Raw genomic sequence first — 22,453 nt, forward strand, 5'->3', positions numbered from 1 at the left:
GAGCACCCCGAGGCCTCCTCCGGCACTGCCGAAATTTGAAGTGCGAAAGGTATAAGCCCATCGTCGATTAAATTTCGGCACTTCAATACCTTCTCCCTTTGGGAGAAGGTTAGGATGAGGGAGATAAAAAGCTGAAACTTGATGCGTGTGTATTATAAACCTAACTTTCATGAAGGCCCGGCAAATGAAAGCGCGTGGCGTTGGTGGAGGGTGCGGTCACTCGCCCGACAGGACGCCGTAAATACGTCCATGTAGGCTCGACGGCGGCTTTCCCTGCCGCCGACGCCTGTCGGTCGAGCAACCGCACCCTCTCCGGAACCGGCATTGCCAGAACGGAGTTTTGCATATCGAAAAATTAGATAAGGAGTCCGAATCTACGAACTTTCACAGTAAAATCGGTAGTTTCACCATAAAGCACATGCAGTATATTAGTTAATTCAATAGGTTGCTTTAGCAACCCACTAATTTTTCGGGTGAACGAAAGTTTTACACAAACGGGTAAGAAGCTATTCTTCATGATCTTCATGGTGAAATGCTTTTTTAGGATCAACCAATTCAAGTTCTTTAATGCGCGATGACAAGGAGATGATATGAAACCGGACAGCCTCTCGATCAAAAAACGCTATGACCGACTTGCGCCTTATTTCGACAGCCTTGAAGCCGTCATGGAAGGCTTATTTTTCAAAAAATGGCGCAATCGCTTATGGGCCAAAGCCGAAGGCGAGCATATTCTTGAAATTGGCGTCGGCACCGGTAAAAACTTCGATTATTACCCGCATGGCGCTCGGATAACCGCAATCGACTTCAGCGGCAAAATGCTGGATATTGCAAGACACAAAAAAAACCGAAAACAGATCGATGTCGATCTTCATGTAATGGATGTCGAATCGCTTGAATTTGCCGATAATTGTTTCGATACCGTGATTGCCTCTTTCGTATTTTGCTCGGTACCCTCGCCCAGAAAAGGGCTCAAAGAATTGCATCGAGTCTTAAAACCGGGCGGACAAATCGTGCTGCTCGAACACGTTTTAAGCTCAAGACCTTTGGTTGCTCGCTTGATGAATCTATTGAACCCGCTGACAGTTTCATTGGTCGGCGCAAACATCAATCGGCAAACGATCAAAAACGTGCAAGCCTCCGGCTTCAGTTCGATTCATGTCGACTCAAGCAGCGGCGATATTATTAAACTGATACAAGCGCGAAAATAAAGTCGATTGACGAACATCTCCCTCGTTCGCGTGATCAGTTCTTCATGACATGCAGCGAATAAACCCCGTTGTCAAAATCGTCGAAATAATAATCTACCATCGGATTATGAATCCGCTGTTTGTTCTGGCTGACCGTCAAATTGCATTCCGCGACATAGGTTTGGTGGCTGGCATTATCGACTAAGACATGATACCAAGGTTGATCCTTTGCGGGTCGACTGCGCGCGACTTTTTCGTACCATTCTTCTCCGCCGCGAAACTCGAAATCGACATCGTAGATAACCCCTCGGTAATTAAACAATTTATGATGAACGATCTGCCCTAAAAAATATTTTGCTTCTTTCATAACCCGTCTCTTCAAGCCAAGCCGCTCTTATATCCAAATTTGCCGCCACATCGTCCGCGCAAAATCCGACTTCAATAAAAGAATATCATAATCATCACAAACACCCTAAACCGCCGAAAATGCATAAACCGAGAATTGCTGAAAAATTCTAAAGTTTTTCGCTACGAACCTAACGAATTGGTTAAAATACCAGCAATTCCCAATTTGGAGATCAAAAAGGGTGTGGGGTATGCTTGGCGAGGATGTCGGCAGCATGGCAGATTTTTGCTCCTGCAAAATCTGCATTCAGGCCATCCTTGGCGTTCGAGCTGCCGCCAAGCCCCCAGGGATGGGTTTACCCAGCACCTAAATTCCATAGTTCATTGGCTATGGTTAACTATTTTGGGTAATTTAGGTGCTGGGTTTACGGCGTTCCTCGACAGGCATACCCCACACCCTAAAATCGGCGAAACTGCTCAAACTGGGAATTGCTGTTAAAATACAGCCCATTACATTATTTCGATTAAACGACGTGAAGCCTCAGATAAAAAATCTTGTTCAAACCCGCATTCCAACCCGTTACGGCGAATTCGTTCTGCATTATTACAGCAACAACATCGACACTAAGGAGCATGTAGCCTTCGTAAAGGGTTCAGTCGCAAACAAAAATCGAGTTCCGGTTCGCATCCATTCCGAATGCTTCACCGGCGATGTCCTCGGTTCGCGGCGTTGCGACTGCGGCGAACAGCTCGACAAAGCGCTACAGATCATCAGCAACGCGGGGCAAGGCGTGTTGATTTATTTACGCCAAGAAGGACGCGGTATCGGGTTATTGAAAAAACTTCAGGCTTATAACTTACAGGACCAAGGCATGGATACGGTCGATGCCAACATTCATTTAGGTCATTTGGACGACGAACGCGACTACACCTTCGCCGCGTTAATGCTACAAGACTTAGGCGTCAATTCGATTCGTTTGATCACCAATAACCCGAGAAAAATCGATGCATTGACTCAACTCGGCATCAAAGTCGAGGACCGCATCCCGATCGAATCGGTTTTCCATAACGACAACCGCGCGTACTTGACCACCAAAGTCGAAAAAATGAGTCACTTGTTAACCCTGCCGAATGAAGACAAAGACTAAGGATTTGGTCGTAAATAACTTCCCTATTTTAAGGAGGGTTCGGTTGCTCGATTGGCAGGTGTCGGCGGCAGGGCAGATTTTTGCTCCTGCAAAATCTGCATTCATGCCATCCATGGCAATCAGTCGCCGCCGTCAAGCCTACACGGACGTATTCACGGCGACCTGCCGAGCGAGTGACCGAACCCTCAACAAGGCTCATAGTTCCAGGACATTATTTATCACGAAATCCTAATCGCACCGTCAAACTTCTGCCGGCAAAACCGTTTCCACCAAGCCAACCCAATAGGCGGCTCCCATCGGTAAAATAGCATCGTTAAAATCGTAATGCGGATTGTGCAATAAACAACCGCCTTCCGAGGGGCCGTTACCGATCCATACATAACAACCCGGCACTTGCTGCAGCATAAACGCAAAGTCCTCCGAGCCCATGCTCGGCACCGGACACAAATCGACACCTTCGCTTCCCGCCACCTTTGTTGCCGCCAGCAATGCCAACTCGGTCGCATTCGGTTCATTGACCAACACCGGATACCCCGGATTCTCGGGATTGAATACAACCGACCCGCTAACGCCCAATCCCGCACAAATTCCTTCGACCGTCTTTCTAATCTTATCGGCAATCAATTCCTGCACCGCTGGCTTAAAGCATCGAAACGTACCTCGCAGCACAACCGACTCGGGTAAGGCATTCCAAGTATCGCCGCCATGAATCTGCGTAATGCTAACCACCGCCGAATCGAGCGGGTCGACCGTACGGCTGACAATGCTTTGCAAAGCACTGATTACTTGCGCGGCGGCAACAATAGCATCGTTACCTAAATGCGGCATTGCGGCATGAGCGGCATGCCCGGTGACAACAATCTCGAAACAATCGAACGAAGCCATCATCGGACCGGATTTAACGGCAAAATATCCTTCCGGAATATCGTGATAATTATGCATACCGAACACGAAATCGACTGGAAACAACTTAAACAAGCCGTCATCGATCATCCGTTTCGCACCGGCCCGGCCTTCCTCGGCCGGTTGAAAAATGAAATATACGGTTCCATCGAATTGAGGACACCGACTTAAATATCCTGCCGCGCCGAGGAGCATCGCACTATGACCATCGTGCCCGCAAGCATGCATTTTTCCATCATGCTTCGAACGATGTGCAACCTTATTTTGCTCTTGAATAAACAAAGCATCCATGTCCGCTCTTAGCGCAATTTTTCGAGAACTCGTGCCCGCCGTCAAGCTCGCTACAATACCGGTTTTCCCTAAACCTTGATGAACATCAAGCCCGAATTCCCTTAATCTTGCGGCAATAAAACGAGCCGTTTCGTTTTCTTCGAATGCGGTTTCAGGAAATTGATGCAAATGCCGCCGCCATTGCCGCATTGAAGCATGCCATTCCGATAATTTTTTTACTGTCGTCATAGCCAATCCGTTTATTTTATCTTTCGCACATTAAATTTCGGCACCGAACACCCGTTAAAAATCCAGCACCTAAATTAACGAAGATTATCACTTATCGTCAGTAGCCTATGGTTTTAGGCGCTGAGTGCATGACAGATTTGCAGAAGCAAAATCCGCCCAACACACTGCGTCTCCATACACTACTGTCGAAATGTGGTGCTCGATCGGGATAACAAAAATAAACCTTGTTTTCTTTTTGTTCTTTATGTACTATTTTTACAAAACAAATAGAGAACAGATTATGCAGCTTTTAAATTTAACCCGCAAACAACAAGAAGTCTTTGATTTTTTACTCGATCAACAAGACTTTGCACATCCACCTACGCTCGACGAATTATGCGCCGCTATCGGACTAAAATCGAGAGGCTCGCTACACAAACATATTCAAGGACTCATTAAAGCCGGCCTAATTGAAGCACCTAATCGAAAACAACGCGGCATCCGCTTAACAGCCTACGCCTTGGCGCTGAAAGAACCTTCGGCTAACGATCAACGCAATACGTTACCGTTGGTCGGTGCAATCGCCGCCGGCAAACCGATCGAAGCCATTGAAAATATCAATTACATGCACGTCCCCGATCAACTCAAATCCGAAAAGCCTTGCTACATCCTACAGGTCAAAGGCGAATCGATGATCGACGAGGGTATTTTCGACGGCGACTGGGTCGTCATCGAACAACGCAGCCACGCCCTTAACGGCGAAATCGTCGTAGCATTGATCGACAAGTTGGAAGCCACGCTCAAAATCATCGAACAGTACCCGCATGAAACAGTACTAGTTCCGGCGAATTCAGATTTAAAACCAATGCGTTATAAACCTCATCAAGTTGAAATTCAAGGTGTATTGATCGGGCAAATGCGCAGTTATCGACACAAAAACCCATCCCACCACCTAACCGGAGAAAAATCATGACCCCACGTTATCATATGCAGGATCAAGTCCATGACCGTATCAAAGATCTGATGGGCGAAAACGAAACTTTCCCCTGGAGCGGAGGCCGACTACAGAATTTCGCCGCACCGGCCATTATCGTTTTATTTTTGCTGCTTGGCTTGAATTGGTAAACATGACTCTATACTTCGTGCGAGCTCAGCATGAAAGTAGCGCGTTAATGCATAGCATGCTATAAATTAACGCGCGGTTATAAACGGCTAAACCGGTGCCAAAAAACAATTGCTAACCCTAGAGTAAGCATTGGACCCACTAAAAGAGCTAAAAAACACAATTATTGGACGAAGTAACACATTGGTTGTTGATCAATGAATGAGGGCGAGTCACACCGCACATCTATAGACTCATTAGTTTCGTGCCTACCATGCTTTCCGTGAACAATGCTCTGATTTCAAGTAATATGCAGAATATTCATCCAATTTGGCCTTCACCTTTTCTAAACGATTAAATTCACTATGATCAAACATATCCACATGCTTTTTGTCGCGCTGTCCATCATCAGCTTTACCGGGCGCATATTCTTATCGGAAACCCATTCTGCATTACTATCGCAAAAATGGTTAAAAATAGCCCCGCATGTCATCGACACGGTGCTGCTAATCAGCGGCATTTCATTGGTTTTTATCGGCGGCTGGCTTTCGGCCGATTTCGGCTGGATCATTGCCAAACTCGTGGCATTACTGGGTTATATCGGCCTAGGTGTCGTGGCGATGCGCAGTCAAGGAAATCAACGCTGGCTGGCATTTGCGGGCGCCTTACTGTGCTTTATTTACATTGCGCTCGTGGCCGTCAACAAACAAGCCTTTTTCTTTCTATAACTCTAACCCGGAGCAATATCCCAGCAATTCCCAATTTGATAATAAACAAGGGTGTGGAGCGTGCTTGGCGAGGATGTCGGCAGCAGGAATCTGCCGTCAAGCCCCTCTCGGTCTATTGACGTCATAGTCGTGTTCACAATAAAGAATCGAGTTGGGTGCGCAAGGCATCGGCGACGCAGTCGAACTCATTTTCAATAGTTGTTATTAAATCCGATAGATCTTGCCACTGTGCATCGATCGCCTGAGTCTCTAAACGTTTACAGACTGCGGATAAGGTTTCAGCGCCGAGATTGGCGCTAGACGACTTTAGGCTATGCGCGGTTTTTCTCACGACATCCCTATTCTCTTGTGAATAAGCCAACTTGATTGTTCGAATTTGTTCCGGCGATGTCTCTAAATAAATCGTTATGATTTTCGTTAAAGTAGCGATCGAACCGCTGGGATCTAAGTTTCGAATTTTAGCGAGCGCATCCATATCCAACACCGAATGATCGGAACGTTCATTTGATTTTATTGAAACGCTTTGAATTTTATGTGGCAACCAATACTTCAGCTTATCGATTAAGTCTTCGACGATAAAAGGTTTGCTCAAAAAATCGTCCATGCCAACTGTCGCGCAACGTTCCCGATCACCGGAAATCGTTGCCGCCGTCAACGCAATGATGGGCGTTTTAATCCGCTGCCGCTCGCATTCGAGCGTACGAATTTTTTCGGTGGCCATATAACCATCCATGATAGGCATCTGGCAATCCATCAAGATCAAATCGAAATCATGCTCGGCAAACTGCTCGACGGCTTCGGCACCATCGGCGCAAAGAGTCGTGTGGCATTCGAGACCGACAAGAATGGCCTTAGCGAGCTCTTGATTAACTAGGTTATCTTCAACCACTAAAATAGCCGCTTCCGGAAGTTTAACTAAATCACATCGAGAAGAACTCTCTCCTAGCCCGGAAGAATTATCCGTGGCAAGATCGGTAGGCTTGATAAATTTTTGCAAGTCGACTAGCTGATAGGGTTGATTCAAATAAGCCTCGGCCTGTTCGGATAATTCCGCATTGCCCCACAATACTGTCCGTAACCCGGTTAATTCTGGCGCCTTGACGATCTCCGTCAAGAAGCCGCTAAGCCCCGACAAGCGATCGTCAATCACAATCGTATCGAACGCCTCGGCGTTATCGAAAGCCTCGCGCAGCGTCGCTAATGCTTCATGAGTTGCTGCCGAAGTTAACACGACTCCCGACCAGCCTTGTATCTGCCTCGTCATAATATTAACCTTCGTGCCCGGCTGAGCCGCAATTAAGACCTTACAACCTTGTAAAGACATTCCAGGCTCACTGTGCGTCGGTGCCGGCCTTTCCAGCGCCAGCTCCACGGCAAATCGAGATCCTACGCCCGGTTCGCTGCTGCAGTCGATAGCACCGCCCATTAACTCAACCAATTGGCGGGTAATACTCAAACCAAGCCCGGAGCCTCCGTATAAGCGGCTCGAAGATTCATCGGCCTGAGTAAAGGGCTCGAAAATGAATGTGAGATTGTCCTGCTCGATGCCGATGCCGGTATCTTGAATTTCGATGCGATAGCGAACCGACAAAGCATTTTCATCCAACAGCCGCACCCTAACAATCACTTCGCCTTGATGCGTGAATTTAAGCGCGTTTCCGACTAAATTCACCAAAATTTGATGCAAATGTGCCTGGTCCCCGCATACCCAAGTCGGTAATCCCGGCATCACGTCGAAACACAAATCGACATTTTTAGCCGCCGCTTGCGCCGAAAATAAATCGGCAATTTGATTCAACGTGACATAAAGATCGAAATTGTCCGAATGTAAATCAAACTTACCGGCTTCGATCTTCGAAAAATCCAAAATATCGTTGATTAATGATAATAACGACTGCGATGAATTAGCGATCAATTGCACATAATGCCGTTCTTGTTTATTCAAACCCTCTTTCAGCAATAATTCGCTAAAGCCGATGATCGCATTCATCGGTGTCCTGATTTCATGGCTCATGTTAGCCAAAAATTGCGATTTAGCCTGATTCGCGGCTTGCGCTTCTTCAGCCAGCATGACGGCTTTATCGGTAGCGACCTCCAGCGCTTTCGTGCGCTGCCGAACTTTTTCACGCAAATCTTCACGCTGAGCCACGATGCGAGAACGATAAATGCTCAATCTTCTGAGCATCTTATTGAACGCTTCGGTCAACTCATTAATTTCCCTGCCGCCCTTGATTTTTAGCTGCTGATCGAAGTGCCCGTTGGAAATATCGATCGCCGCATCGGCCAAACGCCGTGCGGGCAATGTAATTTTCCGTGTCATCCTGATCGTCAACAAAATCCCGACTATCGAAATCGCAAAGCTCACCAATAGCGCATTAACGATCGCGTTTCCTGCCGTCCGAAAAAAAGCCTCCAATAACAGACCGTATTCAATGCGCCCGATATATTCGGGTGTTTGAGAGCTACCGTTCAATTCCAGCAACATGGAATCGTCGGGCGCCTGGCTATAGCCATAAATCTCTTTGCCGAATGCCAAGCTTGCATAACGGCTTCTATGCATCAATAGCGTCAACAATCGCGGCCGCGCTTGCTCAATTGGGTACGTAGACTCATAATTGCCGGAGATATTGCTGTGCCGATACATTAGCTGATTATCGGCATCGTAAAAGCGGATATAAGCGATCTCGCCAATTTGATCCAGCTTGCGTGCAACCTCATGCAATTCGCGAACATTACGGGTATAGAGCGCATATTCGCTGTTAATCGCAATCATTTCCACCAAAACCCGGGCATGGGTCAGCAGACGGCTGTAATTATCGGCAATAGACTGATAGGCATTGACGCCCGTAATAATCAGTGACGTACTGAGAATCAGTAAAATCACGAACGCATTGAACTCTTGAGTCAAGCTTCTTTGCGACTTTACGTTAAAAAACTTCATGGGCATCTTGAATTAAACTTTCCGGCAGTTCCAACTTCATATGGCGTAGCGTTTTCACATTGACCGAGTAAAACACCTTCCGCGGCGACTCTACCGGAATTTTTTCGAGGGGAATACCGTTTAAAATTTTCACGATTTTTTCGCCGCACTGAACACCGATGTCGAAATAGTCCCGATCGAGCGAATAAAGCGCCCCGGCCTTAGTCCACTGATTCGACAGGCCGACTAATGGAATTCGGTTACGAAACGAATAGAGCAACACATGCTTGGCGGTTTGAGCATTTAAAATACCGGATTCGGCGAAACTCCATAACGCCCCGGTATTCTGCGGCAAACGTTTCAATACGGCCGGTAAATCCGAGTGGCTATTAACGGCTTGCGCATGAAGCTTGAGCCCCATTTGCTCGGCAAGTTGCTGAGCCCTACGCAACTCGCCGCCGCTTTTTTCTTCATGATACAGCACGGCAATCGCCTTATCGGAACCGATAAACATCTTGAGCCATTGCAGTTCGATCTCCAACGGAAACTTCAGCACTAGACCAGTGGCGTTCTCACTATCGCCCAAAGCTTTTTCGTCAACGATCAGCCCCGCGCATAAGGGCAGCTCGCTAAACTCCGATACGGCAAATCCGGTCGCCTGACTACCTAGCGATAAAACGGCTCTGGACCCGCGAGCCGATACGGCTGCTTTAATAGCGACTTTATCGTTGGTGCCTTTATAAACATGCACATCGAGCTCAATACGGAACCCGCTGACCAAAAAAGCTTGCCGAACGCCCTCTAGAACCTCCTGATAAGGTTCCGCATCCCGGCTCAAAATCGCAGTAATCGTAATACTCTGCGTATCGGCGAGACACTGCGGCATGCAAATCAGCAGGCTTAATAACCAGCAACCGATAACGATCAGTCGTCTCATCGGTTAAAACTCATAATTGAATTTCACCAAAAACAATCGTCCGTTTTGTTCGATGGTTTCGGCGCGTAAATCAGTCGTGGATGGGTCGTGATAACGGCTATCGAAGAGATTATAAATACTGCCGCTCAGCTCCAGCCCCGGAATCAAATTGCTGGAAAAAACGGTCATATTAGCCAGAAAATAACCGGGCACATCGGACGAGAACGTGTTGCGCCGACTGGTATAACTCAAGTTGAAACCGGCAAATACAAGGTCTTGCCATAAAGGCCCGGTAATATTGAGTTTAGTTAGGTGTTCGGGGGAATTTTCGGGTTTTCCGGGGTCGCCCTGTACTCGCGATTGCTGGTAGGCATAACTGAAAGCCGCGCGCCAACCGCTTTCCCACTGCCCTTGCAGCTCGGTTTCGATGCCGTAGGTTTCGATTGAATTAACATTTTTATAAATATAAGGATCGCCAACCGTTCCGCCTCCGGTCAAGCGAATCATATCGAATTCCTGGTTGAAATAAGGCGCGAGCGTAAGCAAATAATTGCGCTGAATACGCTGAATGAGATTAAGCTCGTATGAGCGCATTGTCTCGGGTTCTAAATCCGAGCTACCGACCCAAATATTGCCGAAACGGTAATTTTCCTCGAAAGCGCTCGGCACGCGAAACGATTGGCCGTATAACAGCTTTAAGGTCGTATCGGCAAACGGTTGGTAAATAAGCGCGGCCCGAGGATTCAGCGCATCGGCGATACCTTCATAGCGGTCGTAACGTACGCCGGCATTCAAGGTGAGGTTATCTAAAATTCGGTAATCGTCTTGAATATAAACGCCCCAAATCGTGCGCTTGATAGCCACATCGGCAAATTGTTCGCCGGAGCCCCGCTCGAAACTGCGCATCGCCTGCTGAAAATTGTAACGGTATTCGCCGCCGACAATGACATGATGATCGCCAAAAGCTTTCGACAATTTCAGCTCGTTACCCCATAACTGACCGCGAAACACGTCGCGGCTCAAATCGTCCGGCACGAAGGCATAATAACCGTCGAAAGCATTGAAGTCGTAATAGGCACGCGCCATGACTTCAAGACCGTTATCGAAATAATGTTCGTAGAGCAGATCGGCATAAGCGCGATCGTCATCCAGACGATTGCGGGAGTCGTTGAAAATCGTGTCGACAATCGGTACCGGCGGGCGTTTGCTGCGACTGACATAGGCGCCGCTCAAGGTAAAATCGCCCAACGTGTATTTGGCAAAACCGCGCTCGGACCGGTCCTTATCCATATCGCGCGCGGTGCCGAGACCGGCCACGGACAAATTATCCTCGCCCTCGCTTTGAAAATGAGAACCCGACAAATAAAGCTCCGATCCATTGTCGAAGCGTTGTCCGTAAGTGAATTTCCCCTTATAGGTCTCCTGGCTGCCGAATACGCCGGTCACGGACGGGCCTTCAAGATCGCGACCGCGCTTGGTAATGATATTGAGTATGCCAAGAAAAGCATTGCTGCCATAGAGAGAAGATGCCGGCCCTCGAACCAGCTCGACGCGACTGATATCGTCGACATCGACCATGAACTCGGATCCGATCGCGCTGAAATCGACCAAATTGTCGTTGCTGCGATGACCGTCGATCAATACCAAAACACGGGTATTGTAATCGCCGCTCCGGTTGAAGCCGCGAATACCGATACGCTGATAAATACGGTCATTGCTGGTATACATGCCGCGCATGCTGCCGACAATATCGCCTAGATTGCGATAACCGAATTTCTTGATATCCTCTGAAGTCACGATACTGACCGACGAAGGCGCCTGCGTGACCGGCTGCTCGTAACGCGATGCGCTATAGACCGAAGGAATGTCTTCAAACAATATTTTTTCGTCGAGCGCTGCCGTAAAATCTTCGGCAACAACACGAAATGTCAGCGCCAGATTCAGCAAAAAAGGCCTGGCAAATATTTTCGGGATCAACAACAGCATTGCTCCATCATTCGACTCGATTGCCCGTGCAACCAAGCGAAATACCGGAACACAAGGATGCAGGCCGGTTATTATACTTTACGAACTCTCAAACAGGCATTGTCTTAGATGCACGACCTCAAATCTTAATTATACCCACCGTAGATTAATATACTCATCGTAGATCAAAATTCGGCACCGGGGTGACCGTCAAAAGACGCCGTGAACCCAGCACCTAAATTATCTAAGATAGTTAACCCATAGCCCAATTATGGAATTTAGGTGCTGGGTGAATACGTCCATGTGGGCTCTATGCCAGTCCCTAACCTAGCGTTAGGTGACTGACCGATCACTCCGGTGCCTCCTTAAGCATCGCCGAAATTTGAAGTGCGAAAGGTATATCGTCCTCGGCAGACTTACCCTGGAGACTGCCGATACCTTACATCAACGGTAAAATCTGCTTGAGGACCTTGCTGTTCGTGACCAATATCTGTTTCGGAAAAATACCGGGATTACCCTTGAAGTCGGTAACGGTTGCTCCGGCTTCCTTCGCGATCAATACGCCCGCCGCAACATCATAAAGATTCAATTCTTGTTCCCAAAAAGCATCGACCTGCCCATCCGCGACCAAACATAAATCCAGAGCAGCCGATCCCAGTCGACGCTGCCCGGCAGTGACTTGCGCAATGCGGCAAAAGCGCGCCAAATTATTGTCTGTCAAGTAACTGCGCAAACACGCAAAGCCGGTGCTGACCATCGAATCGGCAAGGTTGGTTTCCGAAGACACATGAATACGCTCGCCGTTCTTGTATGCCCCTTGCCCTTTTTGCGCCCAATAAAAATCGTCGAACGCCGGCGCATAGACCGCGCCATATTCCATTTCCCCCTCGATTTCGAGCGCCACGCTGAGCGACCAAAAATACTGTCCTTTCGAAAACGAATGCGTGCCGTCGATCGGATCGACAATCCAACGGCTGGTTTGATTTTCGGACTTACCGCTTTCCTCGCCCCAAAAACCGAATTGCGGATAGCGCCCGGTCAATTCCTTTTTCAAAAACGCTTCGACCGCGACATCGGCTTCGGTAACGAAATCGCGGGGCGCTTTTTTAGTAATTTCTATATGCTTCAATGCTTTGAAATAATTCAATGCAATGGTGCCGGCTTCGCGGATAACCTGCTCAAGATCGCTTGTAGAAATAGACATTATCGGCCTTAGAAATGAATTAAAGCCGCTTATTATAACGCATCGGCGGCCAGGCGGCCTATCTCAGTATGATGCAGAATTTTTTCGAATGGTTGCAAAACCCGCCGAGGCCCTTGCATGAATACATACACCGGCGTTGAAGTGTGCGTGCCGGTTGCCCAGACCGCGTGTTGTTGTTCGGCGACTTCGCGCGCCAATAAATTTTGACGATTGCCTGCCGGATAAGCAAAAAACGCGCTGTTGAAACCCATTATAGGCACGCGCTTTAAACTCAATGATTGGTGGTTTAGCCGGTAATAGCGGTTGTTTTCAGTCGCTAAAATACGCTCCGCTTGTCTTTCGTCGATTTTGAATTCGGTATAAAGATTAACCATTTCGGCCAACTTAGCCGGCGACTTTTGCGCCTTCGGCAAGGACTCGAAGCGCTTGAACAGCTCATAGTAACTCAACTGCTGTGCATACAACCGGTCCAACACTTCAGGATTGCCATAATTAAAGGATGGTTGAAACTGCCTGTCTTCTTGAAAATACGCGCCAGGAAGCGTCCGGGGTTCGGGAATATCGGCCGCCGAATAACTGAAACCGAAGCCGCCGGTTTCATGATCGGCCGTGACAATCAATAAGGTATCGTCTCGTCCCTGCATCCAATCGAGCACGGTTTCGAGCGTTTCATTAAGCCTGAGCATTTCGTGCAATAATGTGCCGGTATCGTTGCCGTGCGAAGCCCAATCGATCTGTCCGGCCTCGATCATTAGAAAAAACCCTTGTTCGTTTTTCGACAAGATATCCAACGCCTGCCGCGACATTTCCTGCAATGTCGGAACAATACGATCCGGGTCTGGTTTGGCTAGGGTCTCGGCAATGCCATTCGGTAATTCGGACGCGGCAAACAAACCCAAGGTTTTGTCCCGGGCTTGCTGCAATTGCGATTTATTGAAAACCAACTCATAGCCCTGTTCCCGTGCTTGTTCCAATAGATTTTTTCGATCTTTACGTTTCGAAACGATCGAGTCGGTCCGACCCAGTAATTGCGCTGCCGACCGGTAATCTTGCGATTGTTGGTCGTTGACGGTTTCGGGCAACCAATAACCCCACCCCGCCGACAACATGACATCCGGACCGATATTCAACAAATCTTCGGCAATTTCATTTTCGAGACTTCGATGCGTTTGATGCGCGGCAAATGCCGCCGGCGTCGCATGCGTGATGCGCGTGTCGGAAACCAATCCTGTCGCCTTGCCGATACGCTTGGCTTTTTCGACAATCGTTTCGCGTCGGTTGCCGTCCTTATCCAGCCCCAGCATTTCCGTACCGGCAAAATATCCGGTTGCCAATTGAGACGCCGAAGCTGCAGAATCGGTGACTAACGTGCCGGCCGCGTGCGTCGTCGAAATAGTTAATTTGGCATCGCCTTGTTCAATCATGCGGTCGAAAGCGGTTTTGCGCGATTCGATCACACTGCCCGGCGCTTGCCTGGCATAAGACAATAACAACCCGACTTGCTGCGGCCCCATGCCGTCGCCGATCACTATAATGACGTTGTTAATACGAGCATCTTCCGATTGCGCTAGGTCAACACAGGCACATCCCGTCAATGCTAGACTCAATAACCCCGGCAAACAGATCGCAATGTAAATTTTTTTCATATCAAATGCCAGTATTCGAATAAGCTTTAGTCAATAAGTTATCCTGATTACGTATAAGCTTCAGCCTATTTGAAATCCGAAGTGGGTTTTGTGTCGCTATCGCGACGCTTATATGGAGTCGGTTCGCGGACCGACAACCGCGATACTTTTCTTTGCTTGTCCAAAGAAAAGTATCCAAAAGAAAAGACACCCGGAGGCCGCTGTATCCTGCGCGCTGAGTCAAGTTGGCTGAACGTTCTCAGTAATCAGGTAAGTTATATTGTGCATGATTGTTAGATTCAGCACGAGCGCCCAAGCTCGAACCGTTCCGATGAATCAACGTTTATGAGTCTAACAAGAAACGAACGCCAAACACCGAATTATCGATTATGATAACGTCATCGATACTATAAATTCGCCGATCGGTAAAGCTCATGGAAACCGCCATGTCAAAAATTCTCTCTGAAATAGACCCGCAGCAATTGCCGGCTATTCCTAAAGTCTTATTGAATCTGATCGAAGCCTTTCAAAATCAAAAGACCGGCTTCGAGGACTTGACTCGAATCATCTCGCAAGACGCAGGGCTTAGCTCCAAAATATTGTCCGCGGCCAATTCGCCTTTCTACCAGCAATTCGGAGATGTGAAAGACTTAAATCGTGTGTTGATTATCCTTGGTCTCGAACCGTTGAAGACCATCACAATGACCAGCGTGGCCCAACAATTTTTTAACCAAGTCTCGCCGTCCCACCAAAATTATCTCGAAGTCATTTGGTTCAGATCCTTGGCATGCGCTCATTTTGCCAGGCGATTAGCAAAACTCATCGGCTTTGAATCGCCCGATCAGGCTTATTTGGCCGGTCTACTGCATCGCATCGGACAATTAGGCCTCTTGCAATGCTTCCCCAAAGAATACGGCGCATTGCTAAACGATCATTCCGAAGACCTCCCCGAATCGTTCGAAAAAAAAACATTAGGAATATCACATTGCGAAATCGGCGCTTATATCATTGACACCTGGAATATTCCCGGCTTTCTCGCAGACGCCGTTTTGTATCAAAATAAAACCTCTCCCGCAATACTCGATAGCTCTATCTTAGTTAAATTGATCAACTTGGCAGCGCAATTAAGCCGATTCGATAAACAAAACAGCGCCGTTGTTTACGCCGAAGCCCATGCGCTATTCGGACTCGGACAAGCGATTCTTGACGAAATAGCGGGCGATGTAAAAAAACAGGTCGAACAGACTGCGGGAAGCCTTGGAATTGCCATCGCGAAGCCTGAAGACGGTACGACGATCATAAGAGCGAAACTCGAGGAACGTAACGCGATTCAAAAACGTCTGGGAAAACATACCAAGGATTTGGCCTTCCTCGGCGCCATTGCACGCAACAACGATTTATCCGAGCAATTCGATAAAATCCTAACGACACTACTTAGGGACTTAAATATATTATTCGGGTTCAGGTCGACAGCCGTGTTTCTAGTCAACCCGGAAAAGCCCATGCTTGAAGGTTATCCATTACCCGAGCAAAACAACGCCAACCTCATATCGAATTTGTCGATTGAACTCAAGCCTAACCGCAGTTTGGTCGCGAATGCGTTATTGAACCAACGCTTGCTAGACTCTTATCAAACCACCCTGCCCGATCCCACTCCGGTTATCGACCGCCAAATTTGCCGATTACTCGAAAGCGAAGGCATGTTAGCCATTCCTCTTAGCGCGAATAATCGACACTGGGGAGTCATCGTTGCAGGATTGGCGCCGACCGAGCAACTCCAAGTCAAGGCTAAACGGGGTTTGATCTCGTTATTTGCCGGAGAAGCAGCCCGGATGCTCTCCAATCATCGTGTCGCCGGCGAACGCATCAAAGAAAACATCGACTCGATGCAATCGGATTTTCAATTACATGTAAAAAAAATTATTCATGAAGCCAACAATCCGCTGAGCATCATCAATAACTACCTCTATTTACTCAACCTCAAACTCGGTAGCGACAGCCCTCAAGAAATCGGGCTCATTCAAGAGGAAATCAACCGAGTCGGCGAGATCATCCTGCGCCTTTCCGACACACCGACACAAGAAAGTGCCGCCGGCGATGATTCCGGCCCGATCGATATCAACCAAACCCTAAGCGATTTGATCTCCCTTTTCGAGGGCGGACTCTTCGCCCCTCGTCGAATAGAGGCCTGCTTGAAACTCGATGATCGGCTCCCGAAAATCGCCGTCAGCAAATCCAAGCTGAAACAGATACTAACTAATTTAATCAAAAACGCCGCTGAAGCATTGCCTGACGGCGGTCAAGTCACGATCTCAACCCGCGACCGCGTTTATTTAGGCAATCACTGTTACGTGGAAATTCAAATCCACGATGACGGTCCAGGTTTACCCGACACGATCAGCGAACAGCTATTCCGACCGGTTACCAGCACGAAAGGCGAAGGCCACTCCGGACTCGGTCTTACTATTGTCAAAAACCTGGTCGACGAACTAGCCGGCACTATCGGCTGCAACTCGACGCCGGACGAAGGAACGAACTTTCAAATTTTTTTACCCAGAACGCTATAACCATGCCTATAATTAGCAAATAGGATCACGGTATTAAATATGGGCGCCATAGCTAGCTTACATTCTAACTCAGACATCGAGATACTAATTATCGATGACGAACCCAAGGCACGCGCAAGTTTACATGATATTCTCAAATTATCCGGCTACCGCGTCGCTATGGCGGAAAACGTCGAATCGGCCATCGAATTGATTAATGAGCATAATTTTCCTTTGATTTTGCTCGACCTAAATATGCCTGTTTTGAACGGTCATCATTTTTTGGACTATCTGGCCCACCACGATATTGAAACACAAGTCCTGATCATAAGCGGCGAAGCGACTTTCGCTCAGGCCGCACGATCACTTCGGTCAAACTTCGTTCAGGAATTCATAAAAAAACCCTACTCGGTCGAAGCCTTGTTGCATTCGGTTAAAATTGCCGCCGAAAAAATCCGCCTGAAAGAAATCAATAATAAAGTTCAGGCGCAATTATCGAAATCCGAACAATTACACCGATTTTTCGTCGACAGTTCGCCCGACATCATTTACATGCTGAACGATCGAGGCGAATTCGTGTTTCTGAACAATGCCATCGCCAACATCCTAGGCTATGACAAGAGCGAAATCATCGGTAAACATTATTCCTCGTTGGTGTACCAAGCCGATCTCGTCAAAGCGAAATACGCTTTTAATGAACGCAGGACCGGCGATCGCTCCACCAAGGCAATTGAACTTCGTTTACGGTGCAAAAACAGCGATCAGCCGAAATATGTCGAAACCAATTCAATTACAATCGTACTGAGTTCCAAAGGCGTTTATAAGAAGAAAAAAGAAAATAAGGAATTTGTCGGCACCTATGGAGTCATTCGCGACATCAACGACCGCAAGCTCTCCGAAAACACCTTGCGCAAACTCAATTTAGCGGTCGAAAACAGCCCTAATTTGATCTATATCACCGACAGTAAGGGCACGATCGAATACGCCAATCCGAAAATTTTTGAAATCTCCGGTTACACCGCCGAAGAAATTATCGGCAAAACACCGCATATTTTTAGCTCCGGGGAAACGCCGCCGCACGAATATCAAGAGCTTTGGAGCACCATCACCTCGGGAAAAATTTGGCGTGGTATTCTCAAAAACCGAAAAAAAACCGGACAACTGTATTGGGCCCAACAATCGATCGCACCAATGCTGGACTCAGACAACCGGGTAACGAATTATGTTGCGATTCAAGAAGATGTGACCGAAACGCTCGCTCAGCGCGACATGATTACCTATCAAGCGACACACGATCCATTAACCGACTTGATTAACCGCACCGAGTTCGACCACCGTTTGAAACGGATTATCAACACGGCTAAAACCAAAGGCTCCGGACATGTTTTGTGCTATCTGGATCTCGATAACTTCAAAATCGTCAACGACACCTGCAGTCATACAGCAGGCGACGAATTGCTTCGCCAAATCAGCCGGCAGTTATCGACATTGATCCGCAATCGCGACTCCTTGGCCCGACTCGGCGGCGATGAATTCGCGATACTGATGGAACACTGTACATTGGAACAAGCCCAAGCAACTGCCGAACGCATTCGGCAACACATCGAACGCTACCAATTCCGCTGGGACGACAAAAGCTTCCGAATCGGCGTCAGTATCGGCATGGTCACGATCAATGCCGAAAACGGCGGTTTCGATGAATTATTAAAACGCGCCGACATCGCTTGCTATATCGCCAAGCAAGACGGCCGAAACCGTTCCCATGTCTTCACCGATTCCGATCAGGCTTGCATTGATTACCGCAACGAAGCCGCGTGGCCTGAAAAAATCGAACAAGCCTTGTTGCACAACCGCTTCCGACTCTATCGGCAGCGAATCGTCGCACTGAAAAGTATCGAAGGCGATCATTACGAAGTGCTGTTGCGCTTGCAGGAAGACTCCGGCAAAATCATTGCGCCAAACGCATTTTTACCGGCCGCTGAACGATATCAATTGGCCGCTTCTATCGATCGATGGGTTATTCAACAAGTATTCAACTGGATGCTTGAGCATCCCGATCGGTTAAGTTCACTAACGTTGTGCTCGATTAACCTTTCCACGTCAGGTTTGAATGACAAAGGACTAATCGAATTTATTATCGACCGGTTCAAGCAAACTGCACTTCCTGCCGAAAAATTCTGTTTCGAAATCACCGAAACGGCAACCATCGTCAATTTGACCGCAGCAACACAATTCATTACTTCGCTTAAGGAACTCGGCTGCCGATTTTCACTGGATAATTTCGGTAGCGGACTGTCTTCATTCGCTTATCTTAAAAACCTTCCGGTCGACTTTCTCAAAATCGACGGCGTTTTCGTCCGCGATATCGAAACCGATTCGGTGGCGCTCGCGATGGTCAAATCGATTAACGATATCGCCCATGTCATGAATAAAAAAACCATCGCCAAATTCGTCGAAAACGATTCGGTAATGAAAATCCTTTTGGATTTGGGCATCGATTATGTGCAAGGTTACGGCAGCGACGAGCCTTCACTTTTGAAATAAATCAGCAATTCCCAGTTTGAGAAATTTCTTCGTGTTCAGGGTGCGGGGTATGCCTGTCGAGGAACGCCGTAAACCCAGCACCTAAATTACCCAAAATAGTTAACCATAGCCAATGAACTATGGAATTTAGGTGCTGGGTAAACCCATCCATGGGGGCTTGGCGGCAGCTCGAACGCCAAGGATGGCGTGAATGCAGATTTTGCAGGAGCAAAAATCTGCCCTGCCGCCGACATCCTCGCCAAGCACACTCCGCACCCTTTTTTATTCTCAAATTGGGAATTTCTGGAAATAAGTCGGCCATGCCTTTCTTGTTCTTGTAAAATCCTGAGCTTGTAAATGCCCTAATGGATGTCGTCTTGAAAAGACTGTGACCTGCCTTTTCCGGGCGGACACTTGACCAACGAAAGGTATACGATGAATGACAACAAAGTCCAGCTTTCCGGTTACCACCGACTGAAAAAATTACGCACTGCATTAGCAACTGCTAGGGGTACCGTTCTACTTGCCGATTTAAAGCGAGAAGCGGAAGGAACTATCTCACATGACCAAACCAAACGGGTCACTTATCTGACCAATCTGTTCTCAAGAATTCATCGAGAACTGTTTCAAGACTGGAAAGACCAAGCCACGATTCGGCACCGCCCCGGTACGATGACCGATGCCGATAAGCGCCTGAAATTTCGTAAAACCATCGGGCGTTTGGTACTAGACGAAGAAGCCAATAGAGATACGGCTATTTTCGACAATAATGGCTTTGTCATCAACGCCGACAACATCGACGAAAGATTGGCCGATTTTTACTTAAAAATGCGCATCGTTAGACCCTTTGATTACGGTAATCGCATCACGCTCGATTTTTTCATGACCATCATGGGAAGACTACCGGCCTTTAAAGCCGTTTATGAACACGGCATCGATTTTCGCCGTATCGATCAACATGACGCCATCGCGCTGCACGATACGTCAAGCGATATTGAAGCGCTAACGCGCGCCTTCCATCATTCTCTCAACCCGCTACGCAACCAGTCATTAATCAACCAAGCCAACGGCTACGGAATTTGGCCCGAGAACAAAACCTTCGTCTCGGGAATCCCTTTCTTATCCTATGTCACCGAAAACGGCACTCAATGTCTGGTATCGGTCAACGGCGGATTGGTGCCGTTGGACAGCATACAAGAAGAACTCTTTACCGCCGGCAAACACATTGCCGATTATCCCTTATGCTCACCGGATAACATTGTCGGCTACCTGCCCGGCAGCGAAGCCCTGCGCACACCTGAAAAAACCGAAATAGACGGAATAACCGTCGGCAAACAAGGAGAGGCGCCGCTATTTTGCCTTGACGTCAACATGTTGACCGGCTTGCGCTCGCCTAGTCATGCCGAATTATTGGAATTGGTCAAGCAATGCGCGGGCAATCAGGCAAGCATTTTTAATCTGGCCAACAACGAACTATTAAAACAACAATTGCTGATTGCCGCAAACGGCGACGAACGTTTGCAGCGAAGTGTTGAAATTGCCTATGTTAGACTCGCCAAAATCGTGACCATTCTCGACCGCGCCGAAAACGACATTTTCAGCAGTAAAACACCGGTCGCCGAGCCGCGACTGTTTATGTCAATGGGCGGCGCCGGTTCCGGAAAAAGCGCAGTGGAGGAAATCGCGCAGAACCATTGCGGGGACAATTTCGTAATCGCTTCGCTCGATGAATTCAGAAAGCAAAGCGATCTCTATAAAGTGCTGACCGCCGCCAACCACCATAGCGACGATTATGTTTATGTGGAACCATTCGCCAACCGATTGCGCGACGCGGTAGCCCGTCGCGCCAAACTCGAGCGGATCAACATACTCTACGACGGCACAGGCATCCCTTATTCGCCTCGCTATTCAGGCATTATCAATGAATTCAAACAAGCGGGCTTTTATACGCAAATCACCGCTGTCGATGCCTTTATCGTCAAGCCCGGCAATCGCGAGCATGAACTGATCCGTTCCACCGTCATCGACAGCGTCAAACAACGCTTCGAAAAAACCGGCAGAGCCTTACCCTGGGTCATTACAGTTTATAAACACATTCGCTCCCCTGAGTCATTTCTCGATGCTTTAGAAGACCCTGCTCTGGATAAAATTTCTCTATTTGCTAACGACAGCGAACCGGGCATGCATTACTTGATCGCCGAAAGCTTCAATTTACCCGACCGCGAAGTCAAATTACTCAAAACCCATCAACTGTCGGGCTCGCTCGCTAAATCTCTCATCTCGCTGAGTAAAACCAACGACGATTCGCTACTAAAAAATCTAGCACACAACGATAAAACAACGCTCAGGCGAATGATCGATCGAAACCCCGAGTACAACGAGCAAAATGTCGCTTACTTAATTTACAATAGCCTTCACGATCACCGAGTATTAGTCATTTACAACTGCAGACGAATGATCGATTTTATCGATAAACGGCAACTCAATCCGAATGCGTCAGGCGAGCACGGCCTATTACACAAACCGGAAGCATTGGCCTTCCATGTCGACCCTCCGTCTCGCACCCCCTGGCTAATCTCGCTTCAGGATTCGACTTGATTGAATAATGCGCCTCTTTACCGAACCGAAAATATCGAGATATCCGTGAGTCCTCGGGCGAAAAGAGGGAGATCAACCGCTCGTTGCCTCTTCTGGATACTCGATACAAAGAAGAGTCGATGAAGATTGGACATATAAATACCAGAACACTACCAAGTCCTAATTGCTCACCCCGAGCTACTAGGTTATCCTTAGCAACCGGCAACTATAAGTTCCGGAGCGAAAGAAAATATCGGTCTTTTGCT

At 47.9% G+C, this 22,453-nt stretch carries 16 protein-coding genes; 8 read left to right on the plus strand and 8 right to left on the minus strand.

From position 1 onward, the window contains the following. Nucleotides 1-160 precede the first annotated feature (160 nt). Nucleotides 161-346, minus strand: coding sequence for a hypothetical protein (locus ACRJJO_RS18520; protein ID WP_431067103.1), 186 nt, complete (start codon nucleotides 344-346; stop codon nucleotides 161-163). Nucleotides 347-590: 244 nt separating this feature from the next. Here ACRJJO_RS18520 and ACRJJO_RS18525 point away from each other — a divergent pair, with 244 nt between their 5' ends. After that, nucleotides 591-1,208: a class I SAM-dependent methyltransferase gene (locus ACRJJO_RS18525; protein ID WP_404357949.1), complete on the plus strand. Its 618-nt coding sequence runs from the start codon at nucleotides 591-593 to the stop codon at nucleotides 1,206-1,208. 34 nt (nucleotides 1,209-1,242) lie between these two features. Here ACRJJO_RS18525 and hspQ read toward each other — a convergent pair whose 3' ends face one another. Further along, entirely contained in the window at nucleotides 1,243-1,554 is a 312-nt protein-coding gene (hspQ, locus tag ACRJJO_RS18530) for a heat shock protein HspQ (RefSeq protein WP_404357951.1), read from the minus strand. Nucleotides 1,555-2,065: 511 nt separating this feature from the next. On the opposite strand from hspQ, the gene ribA reads away from it, so the two are divergent. Beyond that, a complete protein-coding gene (gene ribA, locus ACRJJO_RS18535; RefSeq protein WP_431067104.1) occupies nucleotides 2,066-2,680 on the plus strand; it encodes a GTP cyclohydrolase II in 615 nt (204 codons plus the stop codon). Nucleotides 2,681-2,920: 240 nt separating this feature from the next. Here ribA and ACRJJO_RS18540 read toward each other — a convergent pair whose 3' ends face one another. After that, complete coding sequence (locus ACRJJO_RS18540) at nucleotides 2,921-4,102, minus strand: M20 aminoacylase family protein (RefSeq protein WP_431067105.1); 1,182 nt, start codon at nucleotides 4,100-4,102, stop codon at nucleotides 2,921-2,923. Nucleotides 4,103-4,382: 280 nt separating this feature from the next. Here ACRJJO_RS18540 and lexA point away from each other — a divergent pair, with 280 nt between their 5' ends. From lexA to ACRJJO_RS18555, 3 genes are all read left to right on the plus strand, one after another. Continuing rightward, nucleotides 4,383-5,054 (plus strand): transcriptional repressor LexA, encoded by a 672-nt coding sequence (gene lexA / locus ACRJJO_RS18545; RefSeq protein ID WP_431067106.1) that lies wholly within the window; start codon nucleotides 4,383-4,385, stop codon nucleotides 5,052-5,054. Then, nucleotides 5,051-5,206: a hypothetical protein gene (locus ACRJJO_RS18550; RefSeq protein WP_404357957.1), complete on the plus strand. Its 156-nt coding sequence runs from the start codon at nucleotides 5,051-5,053 to the stop codon at nucleotides 5,204-5,206. Before lexA ends, ACRJJO_RS18550 begins: the two co-directional genes overlap by 4 nt. A 342-nt stretch (nucleotides 5,207-5,548) precedes the next feature. Next, nucleotides 5,549-5,911, plus strand: a complete 363-nt coding sequence (locus tag ACRJJO_RS18555; RefSeq protein WP_431067107.1) for a SirB2 family protein — start codon at nucleotides 5,549-5,551, stop codon at nucleotides 5,909-5,911. A gap of 133 nt (nucleotides 5,912-6,044) precedes the next feature. Here ACRJJO_RS18555 and ACRJJO_RS18560 read toward each other — a convergent pair whose 3' ends face one another. From ACRJJO_RS18560 to ACRJJO_RS18580, 5 genes are all read right to left on the minus strand, one after another. Continuing rightward, nucleotides 6,045-8,852: an ATP-binding protein gene (locus ACRJJO_RS18560; RefSeq protein ID WP_431067108.1), complete on the minus strand. Its 2,808-nt coding sequence runs from the start codon at nucleotides 8,850-8,852 to the stop codon at nucleotides 6,045-6,047. Continuing rightward, nucleotides 8,839-9,768: an ABC transporter substrate-binding protein gene (locus tag ACRJJO_RS18565; protein ID WP_431067109.1), complete on the minus strand. Its 930-nt coding sequence runs from the start codon at nucleotides 9,766-9,768 to the stop codon at nucleotides 8,839-8,841. Before ACRJJO_RS18565 ends, ACRJJO_RS18560 begins: the two co-directional genes overlap by 14 nt. Before the next feature lie 3 nt (nucleotides 9,769-9,771). Continuing rightward, entirely contained in the window at nucleotides 9,772-11,733 is a 1,962-nt protein-coding gene (locus ACRJJO_RS18570; RefSeq protein ID WP_431067110.1) for a TonB-dependent receptor plug domain-containing protein, read from the minus strand. 418 nt (nucleotides 11,734-12,151) lie between these two features. Beyond that, nucleotides 12,152-12,916: an inositol monophosphatase family protein gene (locus tag ACRJJO_RS18575; RefSeq protein ID WP_431067111.1), complete on the minus strand. Its 765-nt coding sequence runs from the start codon at nucleotides 12,914-12,916 to the stop codon at nucleotides 12,152-12,154. Between the two features lie 32 nt (nucleotides 12,917-12,948). After that, a complete protein-coding gene (locus tag ACRJJO_RS18580; RefSeq protein ID WP_431067112.1) occupies nucleotides 12,949-14,562 on the minus strand; it encodes an alkaline phosphatase in 1,614 nt (537 codons plus the stop codon). 425 nt (nucleotides 14,563-14,987) lie between these two features. Between ACRJJO_RS18580 and ACRJJO_RS18585 the strand changes: the two genes are divergently transcribed. The 3 genes from ACRJJO_RS18585 to ACRJJO_RS18595 all read left to right on the plus strand — a co-directional run bounded on the left by ACRJJO_RS18585 (nucleotide 14,988) and on the right by ACRJJO_RS18595 (nucleotide 22,208). Beyond that, nucleotides 14,988-17,108: an HDOD domain-containing protein gene (locus tag ACRJJO_RS18585; protein WP_431067113.1), complete on the plus strand. Its 2,121-nt coding sequence runs from the start codon at nucleotides 14,988-14,990 to the stop codon at nucleotides 17,106-17,108. 39 nt (nucleotides 17,109-17,147) lie between these two features. Then, nucleotides 17,148-19,631, plus strand: coding sequence for an EAL domain-containing protein (locus ACRJJO_RS18590; RefSeq protein WP_431067114.1), 2,484 nt, complete (start codon nucleotides 17,148-17,150; stop codon nucleotides 19,629-19,631). Nucleotides 19,632-20,045: 414 nt separating this feature from the next. After that, the gene (locus ACRJJO_RS18595) at nucleotides 20,046-22,208 is read left to right on the plus strand and encodes a zeta toxin family protein (RefSeq protein ID WP_431067115.1); all 2,163 of its coding nucleotides are present in this window, start codon (nucleotides 20,046-20,048) and stop codon (nucleotides 22,206-22,208) included. The last annotated feature ends 245 nt before the right edge of the window (nucleotides 22,209-22,453 follow it).

The sequence above is a fragment of the Methylotuvimicrobium sp. genome, assembly GCF_050611805.1.
GTDB lineage: Bacteria > Pseudomonadota > Gammaproteobacteria > Methylococcales > Methylomonadaceae > Methylotuvimicrobium.

Bases quoted from the DNA above. Each gene is read 5' to 3' on its own strand.
- ACRJJO_RS18525 (WP_404357949.1), top strand. From the start codon at position 591: ATGAAACCGGACAGCCTCTCGATCAAAAAACGCTATGACCGACTTGCG.
- ACRJJO_RS18590 (WP_431067114.1), top strand. From the start codon at position 17,148: ATGGGCGCCATAGCTAGCTTACATTCTAACTCAGACATCGAGATACTA.
- ACRJJO_RS18550 (WP_404357957.1), top strand. From the start codon at position 5,051: ATGACCCCACGTTATCATATGCAGGATCAAGTCCATGACCGTATCAAA.
- ACRJJO_RS18520 (WP_431067103.1), bottom strand. From the start codon at position 346: ATGCAAAACTCCGTTCTGGCAATGCCGGTTCCGGAGAGGGTGCGGTTG.
- ACRJJO_RS18540 (WP_431067105.1), bottom strand. From the start codon at position 4,102: ATGACGACAGTAAAAAAATTATCGGAATGGCATGCTTCAATGCGGCAA.
- ACRJJO_RS18565 (WP_431067109.1), bottom strand. From the start codon at position 9,768: ATGAGACGACTGATCGTTATCGGTTGCTGGTTATTAAGCCTGCTGATT.
- lexA (WP_431067106.1), top strand. From the start codon at position 4,383: ATGCAGCTTTTAAATTTAACCCGCAAACAACAAGAAGTCTTTGATTTT.
- ACRJJO_RS18560 (WP_431067108.1), bottom strand. From the start codon at position 8,852: ATGAAGTTTTTTAACGTAAAGTCGCAAAGAAGCTTGACTCAAGAGTTC.
- ACRJJO_RS18585 (WP_431067113.1), top strand. From the start codon at position 14,988: ATGTCAAAAATTCTCTCTGAAATAGACCCGCAGCAATTGCCGGCTATT.
- ACRJJO_RS18575 (WP_431067111.1), bottom strand. From the start codon at position 12,916: ATGTCTATTTCTACAAGCGATCTTGAGCAGGTTATCCGCGAAGCCGGC.
- hspQ (WP_404357951.1), bottom strand. From the start codon at position 1,554: ATGAAAGAAGCAAAATATTTTTTAGGGCAGATCGTTCATCATAAATTG.
- ACRJJO_RS18580 (WP_431067112.1), bottom strand. From the start codon at position 14,562: ATGAAAAAAATTTACATTGCGATCTGTTTGCCGGGGTTATTGAGTCTA.
- ACRJJO_RS18595 (WP_431067115.1), top strand. From the start codon at position 20,046: ATGAATGACAACAAAGTCCAGCTTTCCGGTTACCACCGACTGAAAAAA.
- ACRJJO_RS18570 (WP_431067110.1), bottom strand. From the start codon at position 11,733: ATGCTGTTGTTGATCCCGAAAATATTTGCCAGGCCTTTTTTGCTGAAT.
- ACRJJO_RS18555 (WP_431067107.1), top strand. From the start codon at position 5,549: ATGATCAAACATATCCACATGCTTTTTGTCGCGCTGTCCATCATCAGC.